This is a genomic window from Nocardiopsis lambiniae (genome assembly GCF_031845465.1).
In the GTDB taxonomy this organism is placed as follows: Bacteria; Actinomycetota; Actinomycetes; order Streptosporangiales; family Streptosporangiaceae; genus Nocardiopsis; species Nocardiopsis lambiniae.
Genome location: NZ_JAVREP010000020.1, coordinates 74,999 through 91,052, shown reverse-complemented (window position 1 = coordinate 91,052; position 16,054 = coordinate 74,999). Strand labels below are relative to the sequence as shown.

Annotated in this window: 12 protein-coding genes; 5 read left to right on the top strand and 7 right to left on the bottom strand. The window is 75.6% G+C overall.

Annotated features, from left to right (window positions below; translation table 11 throughout):
- Window positions 1-26: 26 nt before the first annotated feature.
- The 3 genes from RM479_RS22830 to RM479_RS22820 are packed head-to-tail and all read right to left on the bottom strand — an operon-like array spanning window position 27 to window position 3,886.
- Window positions 27-1,301, bottom strand: a complete 1,275-nt coding sequence (locus RM479_RS22830; RefSeq protein ID WP_311513800.1) for a GNAT family N-acetyltransferase — start codon at window positions 1,299-1,301, stop codon at window positions 27-29.
- A 42-nt stretch (window positions 1,302-1,343) separates the two neighbouring features.
- Window positions 1,344-2,591: a GNAT family N-acetyltransferase gene (locus RM479_RS22825; protein WP_311513799.1), complete on the bottom strand. Its 1,248-nt coding sequence runs from the start codon at window positions 2,589-2,591 to the stop codon at window positions 1,344-1,346.
- Between the two features lie 17 nt (window positions 2,592-2,608).
- On the bottom strand, window positions 2,609-3,886 hold the full coding sequence (locus RM479_RS22820; protein WP_311513798.1) for a GNAT family N-acetyltransferase: 1,278 nt from the start codon (window positions 3,884-3,886) through the stop codon (window positions 2,609-2,611).
- Window positions 3,887-4,235: 349 nt separating this feature from the next.
- Between RM479_RS22820 and RM479_RS22815 the strand changes: the two genes are divergently transcribed.
- Together RM479_RS22815 and RM479_RS22810 are read left to right on the top strand one after the other, a co-directional pair.
- Window positions 4,236-5,243 (top strand): N-acetylglucosamine kinase, encoded by a 1,008-nt coding sequence (locus tag RM479_RS22815; protein WP_311513802.1) that lies wholly within the window; start codon window positions 4,236-4,238, stop codon window positions 5,241-5,243.
- 190 nt (window positions 5,244-5,433) lie between these two features.
- Window positions 5,434-6,291 carry a siderophore-interacting protein gene (locus RM479_RS22810; RefSeq protein ID WP_311513797.1) on the top strand — a complete coding sequence of 286 codons (858 nt, stop codon included), beginning with the start codon at window positions 5,434-5,436 and terminating at the stop codon, window positions 6,289-6,291.
- Window positions 6,292-6,330: 39 nt separating this feature from the next.
- Here the strand turns inward: RM479_RS22810 and RM479_RS22805 are convergent, their stop codons facing one another.
- From RM479_RS22805 to RM479_RS22795, 3 genes are all read right to left on the bottom strand, one after another.
- On the bottom strand, window positions 6,331-7,689 hold the full coding sequence (locus tag RM479_RS22805) for a dihydrolipoyl dehydrogenase family protein (protein WP_311513796.1): 1,359 nt from the start codon (window positions 7,687-7,689) through the stop codon (window positions 6,331-6,333).
- An 81-nt stretch (window positions 7,690-7,770) separates the two neighbouring features.
- Window positions 7,771-8,295, bottom strand: a complete 525-nt coding sequence (locus RM479_RS22800) for a pyridoxamine 5'-phosphate oxidase family protein (protein WP_274810508.1) — start codon at window positions 8,293-8,295, stop codon at window positions 7,771-7,773.
- Between the two features lie 34 nt (window positions 8,296-8,329).
- On the bottom strand, window positions 8,330-11,596 hold the full coding sequence (locus RM479_RS22795; protein WP_311513795.1) for an AfsR/SARP family transcriptional regulator: 3,267 nt from the start codon (window positions 11,594-11,596) through the stop codon (window positions 8,330-8,332).
- A 184-nt stretch (window positions 11,597-11,780) separates the two neighbouring features.
- On the opposite strand from RM479_RS22795, the gene RM479_RS22790 reads away from it, so the two are divergent.
- Both RM479_RS22790 and RM479_RS22785 read left to right on the top strand, forming a co-directional pair.
- The gene (locus tag RM479_RS22790) at window positions 11,781-13,295 is read left to right on the top strand and encodes an MFS transporter (RefSeq protein WP_311513794.1); all 1,515 of its coding nucleotides are present in this window, start codon (window positions 11,781-11,783) and stop codon (window positions 13,293-13,295) included.
- A 173-nt stretch (window positions 13,296-13,468) separates the two neighbouring features.
- Window positions 13,469-14,101: a trimeric intracellular cation channel family protein gene (locus tag RM479_RS22785; RefSeq protein WP_311513793.1), complete on the top strand. Its 633-nt coding sequence runs from the start codon at window positions 13,469-13,471 to the stop codon at window positions 14,099-14,101.
- A 9-nt stretch (window positions 14,102-14,110) separates the two neighbouring features.
- Here RM479_RS22785 and RM479_RS22780 read toward each other — a convergent pair whose 3' ends face one another.
- Window positions 14,111-15,031, bottom strand: a complete 921-nt coding sequence (locus RM479_RS22780; protein WP_274810622.1) for a LysR family transcriptional regulator — start codon at window positions 15,029-15,031, stop codon at window positions 14,111-14,113.
- Between the two features lie 97 nt (window positions 15,032-15,128).
- Between RM479_RS22780 and RM479_RS22775 the strand changes: the two genes are divergently transcribed.
- A complete protein-coding gene (locus RM479_RS22775; RefSeq protein WP_311513792.1) occupies window positions 15,129-16,049 on the top strand; it encodes a threonine/serine dehydratase in 921 nt (306 codons plus the stop codon).
- Window positions 16,050-16,054 lie beyond the last annotated feature (5 nt).

The window sequence follows — 16,054 nt, the reverse complement described above, 5'->3', positions numbered from 1 at the left end:
CCCGCCCCGCCGGGGCTCGTGCCCCGCTAGAAGATGACGCCGTTGAAGGCCGCGTCCGGACGGTACAGGGCGGCGTCCAGCCGGGCGAGGGCGCCCGGGGTGTGCTCGGTGGCCAGCCCGGCGGCCCCGTACCCGGTGAGCGTGGTCCGCCCCAGGTAGGCGGCGCCCAGGTGGGACACGTCCAGGGACACGTCGGGAGCGGCGTCGGTCGCCTCCACCCGGGCCCCCTCCAGGCCCGCCTTGAGCGACCAGGTCCCCGCGTTCCACGGCGCGTACCGGTCGGTGACCGCCAGCACCGCCTCCACCGGGGCCGTGTAGGTGCGTTCGGCCAGGGCGCCGGGGACGTCCACCAGCCGCACCCAGAGGCTGGTGAAGATCTCCCGGACCAGCCGGTCCGGGTTGGCCAGCAGGTGGACGAGCGGGTCGTCCACCGCCATGAACTCGAACTCGATCCTGGCGATCAGGTCCCGGTCGAGCAGGTGCTCGTAGAGCAGGGTCCAGGCGGCCGGGACGGTGGCACGCACCTCTTGGACGTGGAGCGTGCCCTGCGGGCCGCCCGATTCCCACTTGCCGGCGGTCCGGTACAGCGCGTAGCCCACGGGCCCCCGCGGGCCGCGCACCACGACGGCCAGCAGCCGACCCTTGCCGCCCCGCTCCTCGGGCTTGTCGCGCAGGGCCCGGTCCCACCACGGCGCGGTGCGCGGGACCTGGCCGAGCCGGGTCCGGACGACCTCCCCGTGCACCGCCTCCAGGTCGGCGCGGACCTCCGAGGAGTGCGCCAGGTGGACGGTCAGGTCGGGGTCGCGGGGGGCGTCGGGGCGCAGCGCGGCGTGGGTGCGCTCCACCCACGCCGCGGTCTCGGCGACCGCGGGCCCGTACCCGAACCGGCCGTAGATGGCCCCCTCGGAGGCCCACAGGGCGGCGTACCGACCGCCGGCCCCGTGGATGTCGGCGAGCTGGCGGCGCATGAGGGAGCTGAGCACGCCCCGGCGGCGGTACGTGGGCCACACGCCCACCCCGGTCACCCCGGCCACGGGGCGCAGGCCGCCGGGCAGGTGCATCTCGAAGGGGAAGTGGTTGGTGGCGCCGATGATCCGTTCGGCGCCGCCGGTGTCGTCCACGGCCACGCGGACGCGCTCGTAGCCCTCGAAGTCGTGGATCGGACGCATCCGCTCCAGCACGGTGTCCGGGTCATCGCCGGCCAGGAGTGCCTCGCCGATGACGCGGGCCGCCTCGCCGTACTCCTCCCGGTCGGTGCCGCGCACGGTCCACTCGGTGGTCCTGCGATCGGATGTGGTCATGTTCGCCTCGTCGTTCGGTGCTGTCGGAAACGGTCGGGTGGTTCAGAAGTCGACGCCGCAGTGCGGTTCGAGCGGCTCGTACAGGGCGGTGTCCAGGCGCCGGGCCGCGCCGGGGGTGTGCTCGGCGACCAGGCCGGCGCCGACGAAGCCGGCGAGGGGGCGGCGGCCGAAGTAGGCGGCGCCCAGGTGGGACACGTCGACGGTGAGGTCGGCGGGTCCCGCATCGGGGACGCAGCGGGCGCCCTCGTCGTCGACGGTGAGCCGCCAGGTCCCGGCGTTCCAGGGCGCGCACCGGTCGATCACCGTGAGGGCGACGTCGACGGGGGCGGCGTAGGCGCGTTCGCCCAGGGCGCCGGGCAGGTCGACGAGCCGGGTCCACAGGCCGTCGAAGGGGGTGACGGCGGCCTGCCTTCGATCGGCGAGCAGGTCCGGGAGCGGGTCGTCCAGGGGCAGGTCGTGGAAGACCGTCTCCACCGTGAGGTCGCGGGAGAAGAGGTGCTCGTACAGCGCGACCCGGGCGGCGGGGGTGGTGGTGACGACCTCGGTGACCAGGACCCGTGCCCGGGGCGTGTCCAGGTCCCACCGGTGGCGCACCCGGTACAGGGCGTACCCCTCGGGGCCGTCCGGCCCGGTGACCAGGGCGGCGAGCAGGTGCCCGGCGTCGCCCCGGGAACGCTCGTCGTCGCGCAGCAGGTGCGGCCACCACTTGTCGGCGCGGACGAACCGGCCGTTGCGGTCGGTGACGGTGCGCCGGTGCACCTCGGCGAGGGCGGCGCGGGTCTCCCCGGGGACGCACAGGTCGACGGTCAGGGCGGGGTCGCGGGGGGCGTCGGGGCGCAGGGCGGCGTGGGCGCGCGACACGGTGATCCGGGCCTCACGGGAGGAGAGGCCGTACCCGAAGCGGCCGTAGATGCCGCCCTCGGAGGCCCACAACACCGCGAGGTTCTCGCCGCGGGCGCGCACGTCGGCGAGCTGGCGGTGCATCAGGGCGGTGAGGACGCCGCGTCGCCGGCGGGTGGGCCACACGCCCACACCGGTCACCCCGGCCGCCGGACGCGGCCCGCCGGGGACGGTGAGGGTGAGGGCGTAGGAGGCCGCGGTGCCGACGATCCGGTCCCCGTCCAGGGCGACGAGCGTGCGGTCGTGTTCGACGAGGGGGTCCCGGCGCTCGTGCTCCACGAGGGTCTCGGCGGGGAGGAGCAGGGCCTCCCCCAGGACCCTGGCGACCTCGGGGTACTCCTCGGCGGTGGTGCCGCGCACGGTCCAAGGGCACGGTTCGCGGACGGTCATGGCGGTCGTTCCCGAGGTCAGAAACCGGTGTCGCACAAGGGCGCCCGGGGTGTGTACAGGGCGGTGTCGAGGCGTGCCGCGGCGCCGGGGGTGTGCTCCACGGCGGTGCCCGCGTCCACTCGGGTGGTGAGGGGGCCGCGCCCCAGGTGGGCGGCGCCGAGGTGGGCGACGTCGACGGTGAGGTCGGGGGCGGTGTCGGTGGCCTCCACCCGGGTGTCGGCGCCGTCGGTCTTGAGGTGCCAGCGGCCGGCGTTCCAGGGGGCGTGCCGGTCGGCGACCTCGATGACGGTGTCCACGGGGTGGGCGTAGGAGCGTTCGGCCAGGGCGGCGGGCACGTCGACCAGGCGCAGCCACAGGGCGCCGGTGGTGCGGCGGACCGCCTGGGCCGGGTCGGCCAGCAGCGCGGGGAGGGGATCGTCGTCGGGCAGGCCGACGACCACGGTCTCCACGGTGAGGTCGGTGGCGAACAGGTACTCGTACAGGGCGGTGCGGGCGGCCGGGGTGAGCGCGATCGGCTCATGGACGGTGACCTTCCCCGCCGGGAGACCGTCCTCCCCGTCCTGGGTGGTGACCCGGTGCAGGGCGGAGCCGAGGAGGGCGCCGTCGGGCCCGCGCACGAGGGCGACGCGCAGGTCGGATGTGTCGGGTCGGGGCCGGGAGAGCATCCACAGGCGCACGCCCCACCAGTGCCCCTCACGGGGGAACCCGCCGGGTCGACGGGTCAGGGCGGCGCGGTGGAGGCGGTCGAGTTCGGGCAGGACGTCGGCGGGCGCGGCCAGTTCGACGGTGAGGCCCGGGTCGCGGGGGGCGTCGGGGCGCAGGGCGGCGTGGGCGCGGCGCACGGCGACGGTGTGCTGGTGGGCCGCGCGACCGTAGCCGTGGCGGCCGTAGATGCCCCCTTCGGAGGCCCACAGGATCGCGAGGTTCTCTCCGCGGGCGCGGACGTCGGCGAGCTGGTGGCGCATGAGCGCGGTGAGGACGCCGCGTCGCCGGTGGGTGGGCCACACGCCCACACCGGTCACCCCGGCCGCCGGACGCGGCCCGCCGGGAACGGAGAGGGCGAAGCGGTGGGAGTTGGCGGTGCCGACGACGCGGTCCCCGTCCAGGGCGACCAGGATCCGGTCCGGGTCGTTGACGGGGTGGTCGCGTTCGACGCCGAGCAGCTCCTCCAGGGGGATGTTGATGGCGGTGGTGAAGACCCGGGAGGCGTCGGGGATCTCCGCCTCCGTCGCCGTTCTGACCTCCCATCCGGGGTCGCCGGTACGGGACGTCGAAGGGTGCCTCTCCACTGCCATGGGCCGACCTTCTCAGGCCGCCGACGAACGCGCCACTGCTTTTTCGCGTGTCCCGGACTCCGTCCGTCCGAAGGGTCGCTCCCGACCGGCGGGACCGCCGGGATCCGCCGGGGCCGGTCGGCCGCGGTGACCTCGGAGGGGACCCGGCCGCTCCTCACGGGACGGCTCCGCCCGCGTGGACCCGCCGCCCGGTGACGGCTCCCCGAGTGAACGTCCCGGGACCACCACCGGGCGGGGTCGGTCGGCCGCGCGAAGAATATTCGGGCCGTGAGAGGGGCAGGTCTTCCCTGTGACTCCTGTGACCTCCTCTGTGAAGCAACGATCCGACCGGCCCCGCCTGGTGGTGGGGGTGGACGCGGGCGGCACCGTCACCCGTGCCCTGGTCACCACCCTGACCGGGACGCGCCTGGGGCAGGCCTGGGCGGGGGGCGCCAACCCCAACACCCACGGGGCCGGCGCGGCGGGGCGGGAGTTGGCCTCCGCGGTCGGGGCCGCGCTGGACCGGGCCGGACCCCACGCCCGCGAGGACGTGGCGGCCGGGGTGATCGGTCTGGCCGGGGTGTCGGCGCTGCGCGACGGGGAGGTGCGCGAGCGGATGGTGGAGGAGCTGCTCCTGGGCGGCGCGCCGGTGGACCTGCTGGGGTTCGTCGGCGACGACGAGGTGGCGTTCGCCTCCGGAACCCCCGAACCCGACGGAACGGTGATCATCGCGGGCACCGGGGCGATCGCCGGCCGGATCGAGGACCGCCGTCGCAGCCGTTCCGCCGACGGAATGGGGTGGCTCATCGGCGACGAGGGGTCGGCGTTCTGGATCGGCCACCAGGCCGCCCGCGAGACCGCCCGGCAACTGTCGCGCGGCACCGAGCTCAGCCCGTTGGCCAGGTCGGTCGCCAAACAGGTCATCCCCGGTCGGCGCCCGGTGGAGGGCCGCGAGCACCAGCCGGAGGAGCACGCGCGCGACTTCGCCCGCACCCTGACCGGCGGCCCGCCGATCGCGTTGGCCGCGCTGGCCCCGCTGGTGTCGGAGGCGTACGGGCTCGGGGACCCGGCGGCCCAGGTCATCGTCGACGCCGCCGCCGGGCACCTGGCGCACTCGGTGCACCAGGTGCGTTCGCCCGGCGAGCGACGGCCGGTGGTCCTGGCCGGCGGGGTACTGCTGGGTTCGGTGCCGATGCGCGAGGCGCTCACCCGCAGGTTGGCGTTGGGCGCGGTGGGTGCGCCGTTGTCGATGGCGGGGTGCACGGCGGGCGCCGCGGCCTGGCTGGCGGCGCTGCGCGCCGGCGCGCCCGCCGACGACGTGGACCTGCACGCGGCCTTCACCCTCCCCGAACGGGGCGACCGCAGCGACGCCGCCTGAGCGGCCGTCGTCCACACGGCGCCGGGCCGGGCGCCCCGGCGCACGCCCCCGTCGACGGGTCGTGTGGTCATGAGCAGGGCCGGAGCGACCCCGGTCACGGCCGCCGGGGCGGGCGGCCCCTCTCCCGGAGGTACGCTGACCCGTGTCCGGGTGAGGTCCACCTAACACGGCATGGGCGAAGGGGGACGTGGTGACCGAGCGACGGGAACGGCCGAGGAGAACGGTGCACGTGGGACGGGTCGAGGCGGTCGAACGCCTCACCCCGCACATGGTGCGGGTCGTGTTCGGAGGCGAGGGGCTGGGCGACTTCGCCACCGCCGGCCACACCGACTCCTACGTGAAACTGCTGTTCCCCCCGCCGGCCGAGGGCGATCCCGAACCCTACGACGTGAAGGCGATCCGTGAGAGCCGCCCCCGCGAGGAGTGGCCGGTCACCCGCACCTACACCGTGCGCGCCTTCGACGCCGGGTCCGTGCGCCTGACCATCGACTTCGTCCACCACGGCGACACCGGTCTGGCCGGGGCGTGGGCTGCCGCCGCGCGGCCCGGGGACACCCTGCGCATGCTCGGCCCCGGCGGCGGTTACTCCCCCGACCCCGAGGCCGACTGGCACCTTCTGGCGGGGGACGAGAGCGCCCTGCCGGCGATCGCCGCCTCCGCGGAGCACCTTCCCGAGGGACGCCCGGCGCATGTGTTCGTCGAGGTGGCCGGCCCCGAGGAGGAGCAGAAGCTCGACGTCCACCCCCTGGTGCGCGTGCACTGGCTGCACCGGGACGGGCGACCGGTGGGCGCCGCCCTCACCGAGGCGGTGCGCGCCCTGTCCTTCCCCGAGGGGCGGGTGCACGCGTTCGTGCACGGCGAGGCGGGCTTCGTGCGCGACCTGCGCCGTCTGCTGCGCGTGGAGCACGGCCTGCCCAAGGAGGCGCTGTCGATCTCCGGGTACTGGCGGCTGGGCCGCGACGAGGACGGCTGGCAGTCCTCCAAGGCCGCGTGGAACCGCTCGGTGGAGGACGAGGAGAGCGCCGCCCTGTCCGGCCGCGAGGCGTGAGGCGGCGGGGCGGCCCGGGATCGGACCGCCCCGGCCGTCTCAGAGGTCCAGCCGTTCCAGGGCGATGAGGTAGCCCTCGTTGAACGTGGGGAACTGCGGTGTGGAGTCGATGAGGTCGCGCACCGGGATCCTCGAACGGATGGCCACCGCGGCGGTGTTGATCCATTCGGAGACCATCGGCCCGAACGCCCACGCCCCCACCAGCACCCCGTGTTCCCGGTCCGCGATGACGCCGAGCGTGCCGCGCGGGTCGGTGGCGTGGGTCCAGGGCCGGGCGAGGCTCGCGGCCAGGTCCACCTCGGCGGTGACCACGTCGACGCCCTGGTCGCGGGCCTGCTCGACGGTCATCCCGACCCCGGCGATCTCGGGATGGGTGAACACCACGCGGGGCACGCCGGTGTACCGGGCACGCCGGTCCCCGCCCAGGATGTTGGCGGCCACCAACCGCCCCTGGTACTTGGCGACGTGGGTGAACATGAGGCGGGCGGTGACGTCGCCGACCGCCCACAGCCCCGGGGCGACCGCGCAGCGGTCGTCGACGGGCAGGGCGGTGCGGTCGAGTCCGACCCCGAGTTCGGCCAGTCCGAGTCCGTCCCCGCGGGGTCTGCGCCCCGACCCCAGCACGATGACGTCGGCGTGCACGCGCTCCCCGGTGTCGAGGGTGGCGACGACGCCGTCGCCGTCGGCGACCGCCGACGCGACCTGGGCGCCGAGGTGGACGGTGACGCCGTCCCGGTCGAACTGCTCCGAGACGAGCTCGCACAGGCGCGGGTCCTCGCGGTCCAGGAGCCGGTCGCCGCGTTGGACGACGGTCACCCGTGAGCCCATGCGGGCGAGGAACTGCCCCAGTTCGACGGCGACCGCGCCACCGCCCACCACCAGCGCCCGCCCGGGGATCTCGGTGAGGGTGGTGGCCTCCCGGTTGGTCCACACCACGTCGGGACCCAGAGCGTCCAGGCCGTCGATGGGCGGGCGCACCGCCTCCGATCCGGTGGCGACCACGACGTGGTCGGCGGTGTACTCGTCGCCGTCGACGGCGACCCGCCAGGGGTCGCGGCCGACGACGCGCGCGGTGCCCTTGAGGACCAGCGCCCCCTGTTCCTCGTACCCCTCGACCTGCGCGGAGTCGTCGAGGTGGCGGATCATCCGGTCGCGGTGGGCGCGCAGGGCCGGCCAGTCCAGACCGGGGCGGTCCAGCCCGGCGGCCTCGACGGCGCTCTGGCGGGCCTCGGGCGAACGGATGAGCGTCTTGCTGGGGACGCAGGCGTAGTAGCCGCATTCGCCGCCGATGAGTTCGCGTTCGACGACGGCCACCCGTTTCCCGGCGTCGAGGAGCCGGCCGGCGACGGTCTCGCCGCCCGGCCCCATTCCGATGACGATGGCGTCCAGGTGTTCCATGTCGTTCCCCCACTGCCCGTGGCCCGCCGGATCCCCCCGATGGTGGACCCTGGGAGGCCGCGGTGGGGGGACGACACGCGGTCACCACCGGGGTTCTCGGGTCCAGATCCGGGCCGGGACGCCGGAGAGCAGGTCACGGCCGCGCAGCACCTGGATGCGCCGGGGTTCGACGCGCAGCACGGCCATCTTCGGGTCGTCGGGCCCCTTCCAGAAGCGGGACGGGTCGTAGCCGGCCCCGGGCGGGCTGCCGTACCGGTACAGGTCCCATACCCGGCGGCGTTCCCCGGGGTCCTCGGTCCAGGCGGCGGTGGCGTCGACGGAGGCCGTGTTCTGGGTCGGGTTCCAGTAGGAGAAGCTGACGTGCGGGTTGTTCGCCAGGTGGGCGACCTTGACCGGGGTGGGATAGGTGACCAGCCAGCCGAGGGGGTCCTCGCCCTCGGTCTCCCAGACGGGGATGAGGACGCGGGTGCGGGGCCTGTCCTTCGCGTCGACGGTGACCATGGTGGCGTAGTTGACGGATCCGACGATGGCCTCGAAGTCCTCGCGGAGGTCGGCGAAGGCGTGGACGTGGCCGCGTCGGCGGGCGGTGGTGCCGTCTTCGTTCATGGCACCACCGTGCGCCCCCGGTCTCCGGGGATCCTCAGGGTCGGCTCAGGACGGCCCCGGGGTCGGCGCCCTCGCGGGCGCCGCGGGCGGTCTCGGCGGCCAGGCGGTCCGGGCCCAGCGCGCCGGTGAGGCGCTTCTCGACGCGGGCGACGTCGTCACGTTCGGCCTCGGGCAGCGGTGCCCCCACCGAACGGCGCAGGGCGTCGGCGGCGCCGAGCAGGCGGGCGGCGGACACCGACCCCCCGGCCAGGGAGCGGGCCCCGGCCAGGCCCTCCAGTGCCAGCGCCAACGCCCGGGGGTCGCCGGTGCGGCGGGCCGCCTCCAGTCCGCGCAGGTGCAGGCGTTCGGCCTCGACGGCGTCGCCCTCCGCCTCGGCCGTGAACCCGAGTTCGGCGAGGATGAGCGCGGCCCCGAAGTCCGACCCGGCCTCCAGGTGCCAGTCCAGCCAGGCGCCCAGGTGGGCGCGGGCGGCGGGCAGATCGCCGCCGCGCCGGGCGATCAGGCCCAACCCCAGCACGGCGGACTCCTCCCCCACCACGTGGCCCTGTTCGACGGCCACCTGTCGGGCGCGCTCGTGGAGTTCCCGACTGCGCGGGAGGTCGCGGCGGAGCAGGGCGATGCGCCCCAGGGAGTTGAGGCGTTCGCCGACCTCGGTCCACAGCCCGAGCTCCTCGGCGGTGCCCAGGGCCTCGCGGTGGTGGTGTTCGGCGGCGTCCAGGTCACCGAGGGCCTCGGCGCGGCCGGCGAGCAGGAAGGAGGTCAGCGCCGGCCCCCACCGGTCGCCGAGGCGGACGAACAGGGCGCGGGCGCGCTCGCCGTGGCGCAGCACGGCGTCCAGGTCGCTGCGGCCGAAGGCCCGCCGGGCCAGCGTCGCCGCGGTGGCGGCCTCGCCCCACGGGTCCCCGGCCCGGACGGCTCGGGCGTGCAGGTCCTCCGCCTCGGTGCCCTCGCCCCCGCCGAACCCGGTGCGCACGTGGGTGAGGAACCAGCGGGCCCGGGCCTCGCCCTCGGTGGGGTCCTCCCCGGGTGCGGGGACGGGGCCCGGTTCGCGGCCGAGCCCGTTGCCCAGGGCGGCCCGCCACAGCACGGCGGTGCGGTGGTCCGGATGCTCCGAGGCCCCGGGCAGGTCCAGCGCGGTGTCCAGGGCGCGCACCCCCTCGGCGAGGCGACCGCGCATCACCCGGTACCAGGCCAGGGCGTTGGCCAGACGCAGGGCCGCGTCGGTGTGGCCGCCCAGGCGGGCGGTCTCCAGGGCGCGGCGCAGGTCGGCGCCCTCGGCGTCCAGGACGCCCAGCCAGCGGCGCTGGGCCGCGGTTCGCAGGTGGGGGTCGGCCCGCTCGGCGAGGGCGACGTAGTGGTCGAGGTGGCGGCGGCGGACCCGGTCCTCCTCCCCGGCGTCGCGCAGCCGTTCCGTCCCGTAGATCGCGATCGACTCCAGCAGCCGGTAGCGGGGGCGGGGGTCGTGGGAGACCTCGACCAGGGAGCGGTCGACCAGGCGGGCCAGCAGGTCGGGGACCGTGTCGCGGGGGACGCCGTCGCCGGAGACCACCTCCTCGGCGGCGGCCAGGGAGGCGCCGTCGGCGTGCACGGCCAGGCGGCGCAGCACGGACCGCTCGGCGTCGGTGAGCAGTTCCCAGCTCCAGTCCAGGGCGGCGCGCAGGGTGCGGTGCCGGTCGGGGGCGTCGCGGTAACCGCCGGTGAGGAGGGCGAACCGGTCGTCGACGCGGTCGGCGAGTTCGTGCACGCCCAGGGCGCGCACCCGGGTGGCGGCCAGTTCCAGGGCGAGGGGGACGCCGTCGAGGTGGCGGACGATCGAGGCGACGGCGTCGGCGTTGTCGGCGGTGACCGCGAAGCCGGGGGCGGAGGCGGCGGCGCGGGCGGTGAACAGGCGCACCGCGTCGGGGGCGGGCAGGGGCGTCACGGTGTGGAGGTGCTCGGCGGCCAGGCCGAGGGGGACCTGGCTGGTGACCAGGGCGCGCAGATCGGGGGCGGCGGCCAGCAGGTCGGACAGGACGCGGGCGAGCGGGGCGGCCACGTGCTCGGCGTTGTCCAGCAGCAGCAGGACGTCGCGGGCGCGCAGGGCGTCGGCCAGGCGGGTGGTGCGGGTGCCGGGCGGTGCGGGGAAGGGGCTGGTCCCGGAGGAGTCGTCGCGTACCCCGAGCGCGGCCGCGAGGACCTCCACGACCGCCGCCTCCGCGCTGTCCCCTCCCTCACCCGGACAGGCCCCGGCCAGGTCGACGGAGTGGACGCCGCCGGGTGCGGTCTCGGCGGCCACGGCCAGGGCCAGGCGGGTCTTGCCGACCCCGCCGGGGCCGGTGAGGGTGACCAGGCGGGTGCGCGCGAGCAGTGCGCGCACCCGTGCGATGTCCGCCTTCCGGCCGACCAGCGGGGTGGCGGGCCGCAACGGCGCCGGGACCGGCGGCAGCGGGGCCGGCGACGGGGGCCGGGCCGCCGTCCCCGTCGGCGGGGCGGACGGGAGCGCCGCGCGGGGGAGGGGGTGCGTCACCTCCGGACCCGAGGTCGGGTCCGGGGCGGGCGGAGGGGCGGGCGCGTCCAGCTCCGGGTCCTGGGTGAGCACGGCGTGGTGCAGGGCGGTCAGCTCCGGGCTGGGGTCCAGCCCGAGTTCCTCCCCGAGGTGGTCGCGCAGGCGCCGGTAGGAGTCCAGCGCCTGGATCTGACGACCGGACCGGTACAGGGCGCGCATGTGGGCGGCGCGCAGGCGCTCGCGCAGCGGGTGGGCCTCCACCAGGTCGCCCAGCTCGTCGGCGACCGCGGCGTGTTCGCCCAGGTCGATGCGCGCCTCGGCCTGATCCTCCAGCGCGGTGAGTCGCCGCTCCTCCCACCGCAGGACGGCGGTCCGGGCGAAGTCGTGGTCGGCGAGGTCGGCCAGGGCCGGCCCGCGCCACAGGGCCAGGGCGTCGGTGAGCAGCGCCGCCCGGGCGGCCGGGGCCGCGGTGTCGCGGGCACGGTCGAGGAGGTCCTCGAACCCCCCGGTGTCGATGGCCCCGGGGACGACGTCGAGCAGGTAGCCGGGCCGCCGGGAGACCAGCAGGGCGCGACCGCCGGGTTCGGCGGTCTCCAGGACGCGGCGCAGCTGGGAGGCGCGGGTCTGGAGGGAGGCGGTGGGGTCGGCGGGCAGGTCCGCGCCCCACAGGTCGTCGACCAGCCGGTCCGCGGGGACGACCCGGCCGGGGTCGACGAGCAGCGCGGCCAGCAGCAGGCGGACCTTGAGCTCGGGCACCCGGACGGGCTCGCCCCGATCGCTCCACACGGCCAGCGGCCCCAGCACCCCGAATCTCATGTCCCGAACTCTAGGGGTCCCGGGGTGTCCTCAGGACGTCGGTCCTGAGTCCTCCCGAAGGGTTTCCGAAGCCCGGCCGACCACGGTGGTCCTCGTCGGAATCCTCTCCTCGAAGAAGGTCACCATGTCAACGGATGTTCCTCCCCGGGCGAATGCCCGGACCTGGGCGGGGCTCGCGGTACTGATGGCACCCACGGTGCTGCTGTTCCTGGCGATGACCGTCCTCTTCCTCGCCACCCCCTACATCGCGGCCGACCTGAGCCCCACCGGCGGCCAACTGCTGTGGATCAACGACGTCTACGGGTTCGTGATGGCCGGTTTCCTGGTCACCATGGGCACGCTGGGCGACCGGGTCGGGCGGCGCGGCCTGTTGCTGGCGGGCGCGGCGGTGTTCGCCGCGGCCTCGGTGGCGGCGGCCTACGCCCCGAACCCGGAGATCCTCATCGCCGCCCGCGCCCTCATGGGATTCGGCGCCGCCGCGATCATGCCCGCCACCCTGTCGCTGATCACGGTGATGTTCGCCGATCCGCGTGAGCGCGGCACGGCGATCGGGCTGTGGGCGGCGTCGGTGTCGGCCGGTGTGGCCCTGGGTCCGCTGGTCGGCGGTCTGCTGCTGGAGTCCCTGTGGTGGGGCGCGGCGATGCTCATCGGCGTCCCGGTGATGACGGTGGTCCTGGTCGCCGCGCCGTTCCTGATCCCCGAGTACCGGGCGGAGCACGCGGGCCGGCTGGACCCGGTGAGCGTGCTGCTGTCCCTGGCCGCGCTGCTGCCGTTCGTGTACGGCGTGAAGAAGCTGGCCGAGGAGGGCATGACGACCGTCGCGGTGGTGTCGCTGGTGGCGGGTGTGGTGTTCGGTACCTTGTTCGTGCGCCGGCAGCTCCGGACGGCGGACCCCCTGCTGGACATCCGCCTGTTCGCGAACCGGGTCTTCACCGGATCACTGGGGGTGTACCTGCTGGCGGCCATGGCCGTGGGCGGGGTGTACCTGCTGTTCACCCAGTACCTGCAACTGGTGGCGGAGCAGTCGCCGCTGCGGGCCGGGCTGTGGATCCTGCCGGCGGCGATCGGCCTGGTGATCGTCTCGACGGTGACCCCGGCCATCGCCCGCCGGGTGCGGCCCGCCTACGTGGTGGCCGGCGGCCTGGTGCTGTCGACGGTCGGCTACCTGATGCTGACCGGGGTGGACGCCGTCGGCGGGCTGCCACTGCTGGTCGCCGCGTTCTACGTGCTCTACCCGGGGATCGCGCCGACGATGGCGCTGGTGCCGGGGATGGTCGTCGGCGCGGCCCCGCCGGAGAAGGCCGGTGCGGCCTCTGCGGTCAACAGCACGGCGAGCGACCTGGGCGTGGCCCTGGGCGTGGCGCTGCTGGGCAGTGTGGGCACCCTGGCCTACCGGGCCGGGATGACCGGCGCCGACCCGGGGGCCGCCCACACGCTGCCGGGCGCGCTGGAGACCGCGGCGGGCCTGCCGTCCGAGGCCGGCGCGGCGCTGGCGGATTCGGCGCGGGTCGCGTTCACCGACGGCCTGAACACGGCGGCGTGGGTGGCGGCGGCGCTGTCGGCCACGGCGGCCGTGCTGGCGGTCGCCCTGCTACGGCGGATCCCCGCGGCCGGGGCCGCCGAGGAGCCGGAGTCGGTGGCGGAGCCCGCCACGGCCGAGGCGGGCGGACCGGCGGACCGGGAGAACGCGGGCCGCTGAGCGACGGTGCGGGGCCGGCCGGGGTGATCCCCGTGCCGGCCCCGCACCGTCGTCCGGACCCGGGCGGGCACGACGTGCGGCGCGTCACCCCCGGGAACGTGCGTGCGGGCGTCCGGGGCGTGATGGAATGGCCGGTCGGCACATCGTCCTCACCAGAAACCCTCGCACCGACCATGTCCACGCAGACCGTCCTCCTGATCCTCGACCTCGTCGGGATCTTCGCCTTCGCCGTCGACGGCGCCCTCACCGCCATCCGCACCGCCCGGGTGGACATCGTCGGTGTCCTGGTCCTGGGGGTGGTGACCGCCATCGGCGGTGGCATCCTGCGGGACCTGCTGCTCGGGGTGACCCCGGCGACGTTCCAGGACTGGCGCTACGTGACCGTGGCCCTGCTCGGCGGAACGGTGGCCTTCTTCCTCAGCACCCGGCTCACCCGGTTGTCCAAACCGATCCTGCTGTTCGACGCGGCGGGGTTGAGCCTGTTCGTGGTGATCGGCGCCGCCAAGGCGATCGAGCTGGGGTTCGGGCCGTTACAGGCGGTCCTGCTGGGGGCGATCACCGGCGTGGGCGGCGGCACCATCCGCGACGTGCTCCTCAACCGGGTGCCGACGGTGCTCAGCGCCAACTCGCACCTGTACGCGATCCCGGCGATGTCGGGCGCGGGAACGGTGTCGGTGGCGCACCTGCTCGGGTTCGACGCCGGATGGGTGGCGGTGGTCGGGGCGCTGCTGTGCTTCACGATCCGGGTGCTGGCCCTGCGTTACCGGTGGAACGCCCCGCGTCCGCCGGGTGCCCCTCCCCTGTAGCCGACGGGGTCAGGGCGGGGCGGGGGCCTCCTCCAGGGCGCGGGCGGCGACCCCGCGCAGGGTGGAGACCAGTTCGGGCAGCGGTTCGGGGGGCCGGCGCCGGTGCACCACGTAGACCTCGCGGGCCAGGCGGGCGCCGTGCAGCGGGCGGCTCACCCAGCCGCCCCGGCGGGCGGCCCCCAGGATGGTGGAGGGGATGAGCGCCACGCCCACGCCCACCTCGATCAGGGCGAGCGCCACCTCGTAGTCACGGGTCTCGTAGGCGACGGTCAACCGCACCCCGGCCGCCGCCGCGGCGGTGTCCAGGGTGGTGCGGTTGGCGATCCCGGGTGCGCCGCAGATCCATTCCTCGTCGGCCAGGTCGGCCAGGGACAGGGGCCGGTCGGCGACGGGGTGCCCGGTGGGGGCGACCACCATGAGCGGGTCCACGAGGACGCGTTCGCGGTGCAGACCGGAGGCGCGCGGCAGCGGCACCGCCGGGTAGCGGTGGGTCACGAGGAGGTCGAGGTCACCGGAGGTGACCAGGTCGTGGCCGCCGGGGGGTTCGATGTCGGCCAGGGACAGGCGCACGTGCGGGTGTTCGCGGCCGAAGGCGGCGAGGGTCTGGGGGAGCAGGATCTTGCCGGCGCTGGCGAACGCGCCCAGGGACAGGTGGTCGGGCGGGGTGCCGGTGTGGGCGCGGATGGCCGCCTCGGCGTCGCGCAGCTCCCCCAGGACGCGTTCGCCGTGTTCGAGGAGGACGCGCCCGGCCTCGGTGAGGGTGGCACCGGTGCGTCCGCGTTCGACCAGGACGCAGCCGACCTCGCGTTCGAGCTTGGTGAGCTGCTGGGAGAGGGCGGGCGGGGTGAAGGAGAGCCGTTCGGCGGCGGCGGCGATGGAACCGGCGTGCGCGATCTCCACGAGCACGCGCAGACGGTTGGCGTCCAGCACGACGGCCCCCTCGAACAGGATCTGACGCAAAGTTCTACTTACCCATCTTTAGCAGACCCAACTTTAAGTTAATCGTCAGTAGGGGCAGCATGGTCCCATGACCAGGACCGCGCACGCAGTGCCCACGGCCATCGACGTCCGCGCCGCGGCCGAACGCATCGCCCCGTACGCCCGCCGCACCCCGGTGATGCACACCGAGGTCGACGGCAGAGCGGTGTCCTTGAAGTTGGAGTACCTCCAGCTCACGGGCGCTTTCAAGGTGCGCGGGGCGCTCAACGCGCTGCTCGGTGGGGAGCCCGCGGACCGAGTGGTCACCGCCTCCGGCGGCAACCACGGCCTGGGGGTGGCCACCGCCGCCCGCCTGCTCGGGGTGCACGCCACGGTGTACGTGCCCGAGACCGTCCCGCAGGCCAAGGCGGCGCCGTTGGCCGAGACCGGAGCCGAGATCGTCCGGGTCGGCGAGCACTACGCCGTCGCGGCCGAGGCCGCCCTGGCGCACGCCGACCGCGAGGGGATCCGCTACCTGCACGCCTTCGACGACCCGCTGGTGGTGGCCGGGCAGGGGACCCTGGGCCTGGAGATCGCCGCCGAGGCCCCCGAGTGCGACACGATCGCCGTCGCCGTGGGCGGTGGCGGCCTGGTCGCCGGGGTGCGGCTGGGCGCCGACGGGCGCGAGGTCGTGGGCGTGGAGCCCGAGGGGTGTCGGAGCCTGCACGCGGCGATGGAGGCGGGCCGCCCGGTGGAGACCCCGGTGGACTCGGTGGCGTCCTCCGCGCTGGGCGCGGCGACGCTGGGCCGGGTGCCGTTCGAGGTGCTGCGCGAGAACCCGGTCTCCCGGGCGCTGGTGAGCGACGCCGAGATCGTCGCCGCCCAGGACCGGTTGTGGTCGGAGCTGCGCATCGCCACCGAGCCGGCCGCGGCCGTGCCGTTCGCCGCCTGGCTGGCCGGCCGGGTGCCGGGCGAGCGTCCCTGCCTGGTGGTGTGCGGGGCCAACGCCCGATGGGACCGGATCGCCTGAGACCC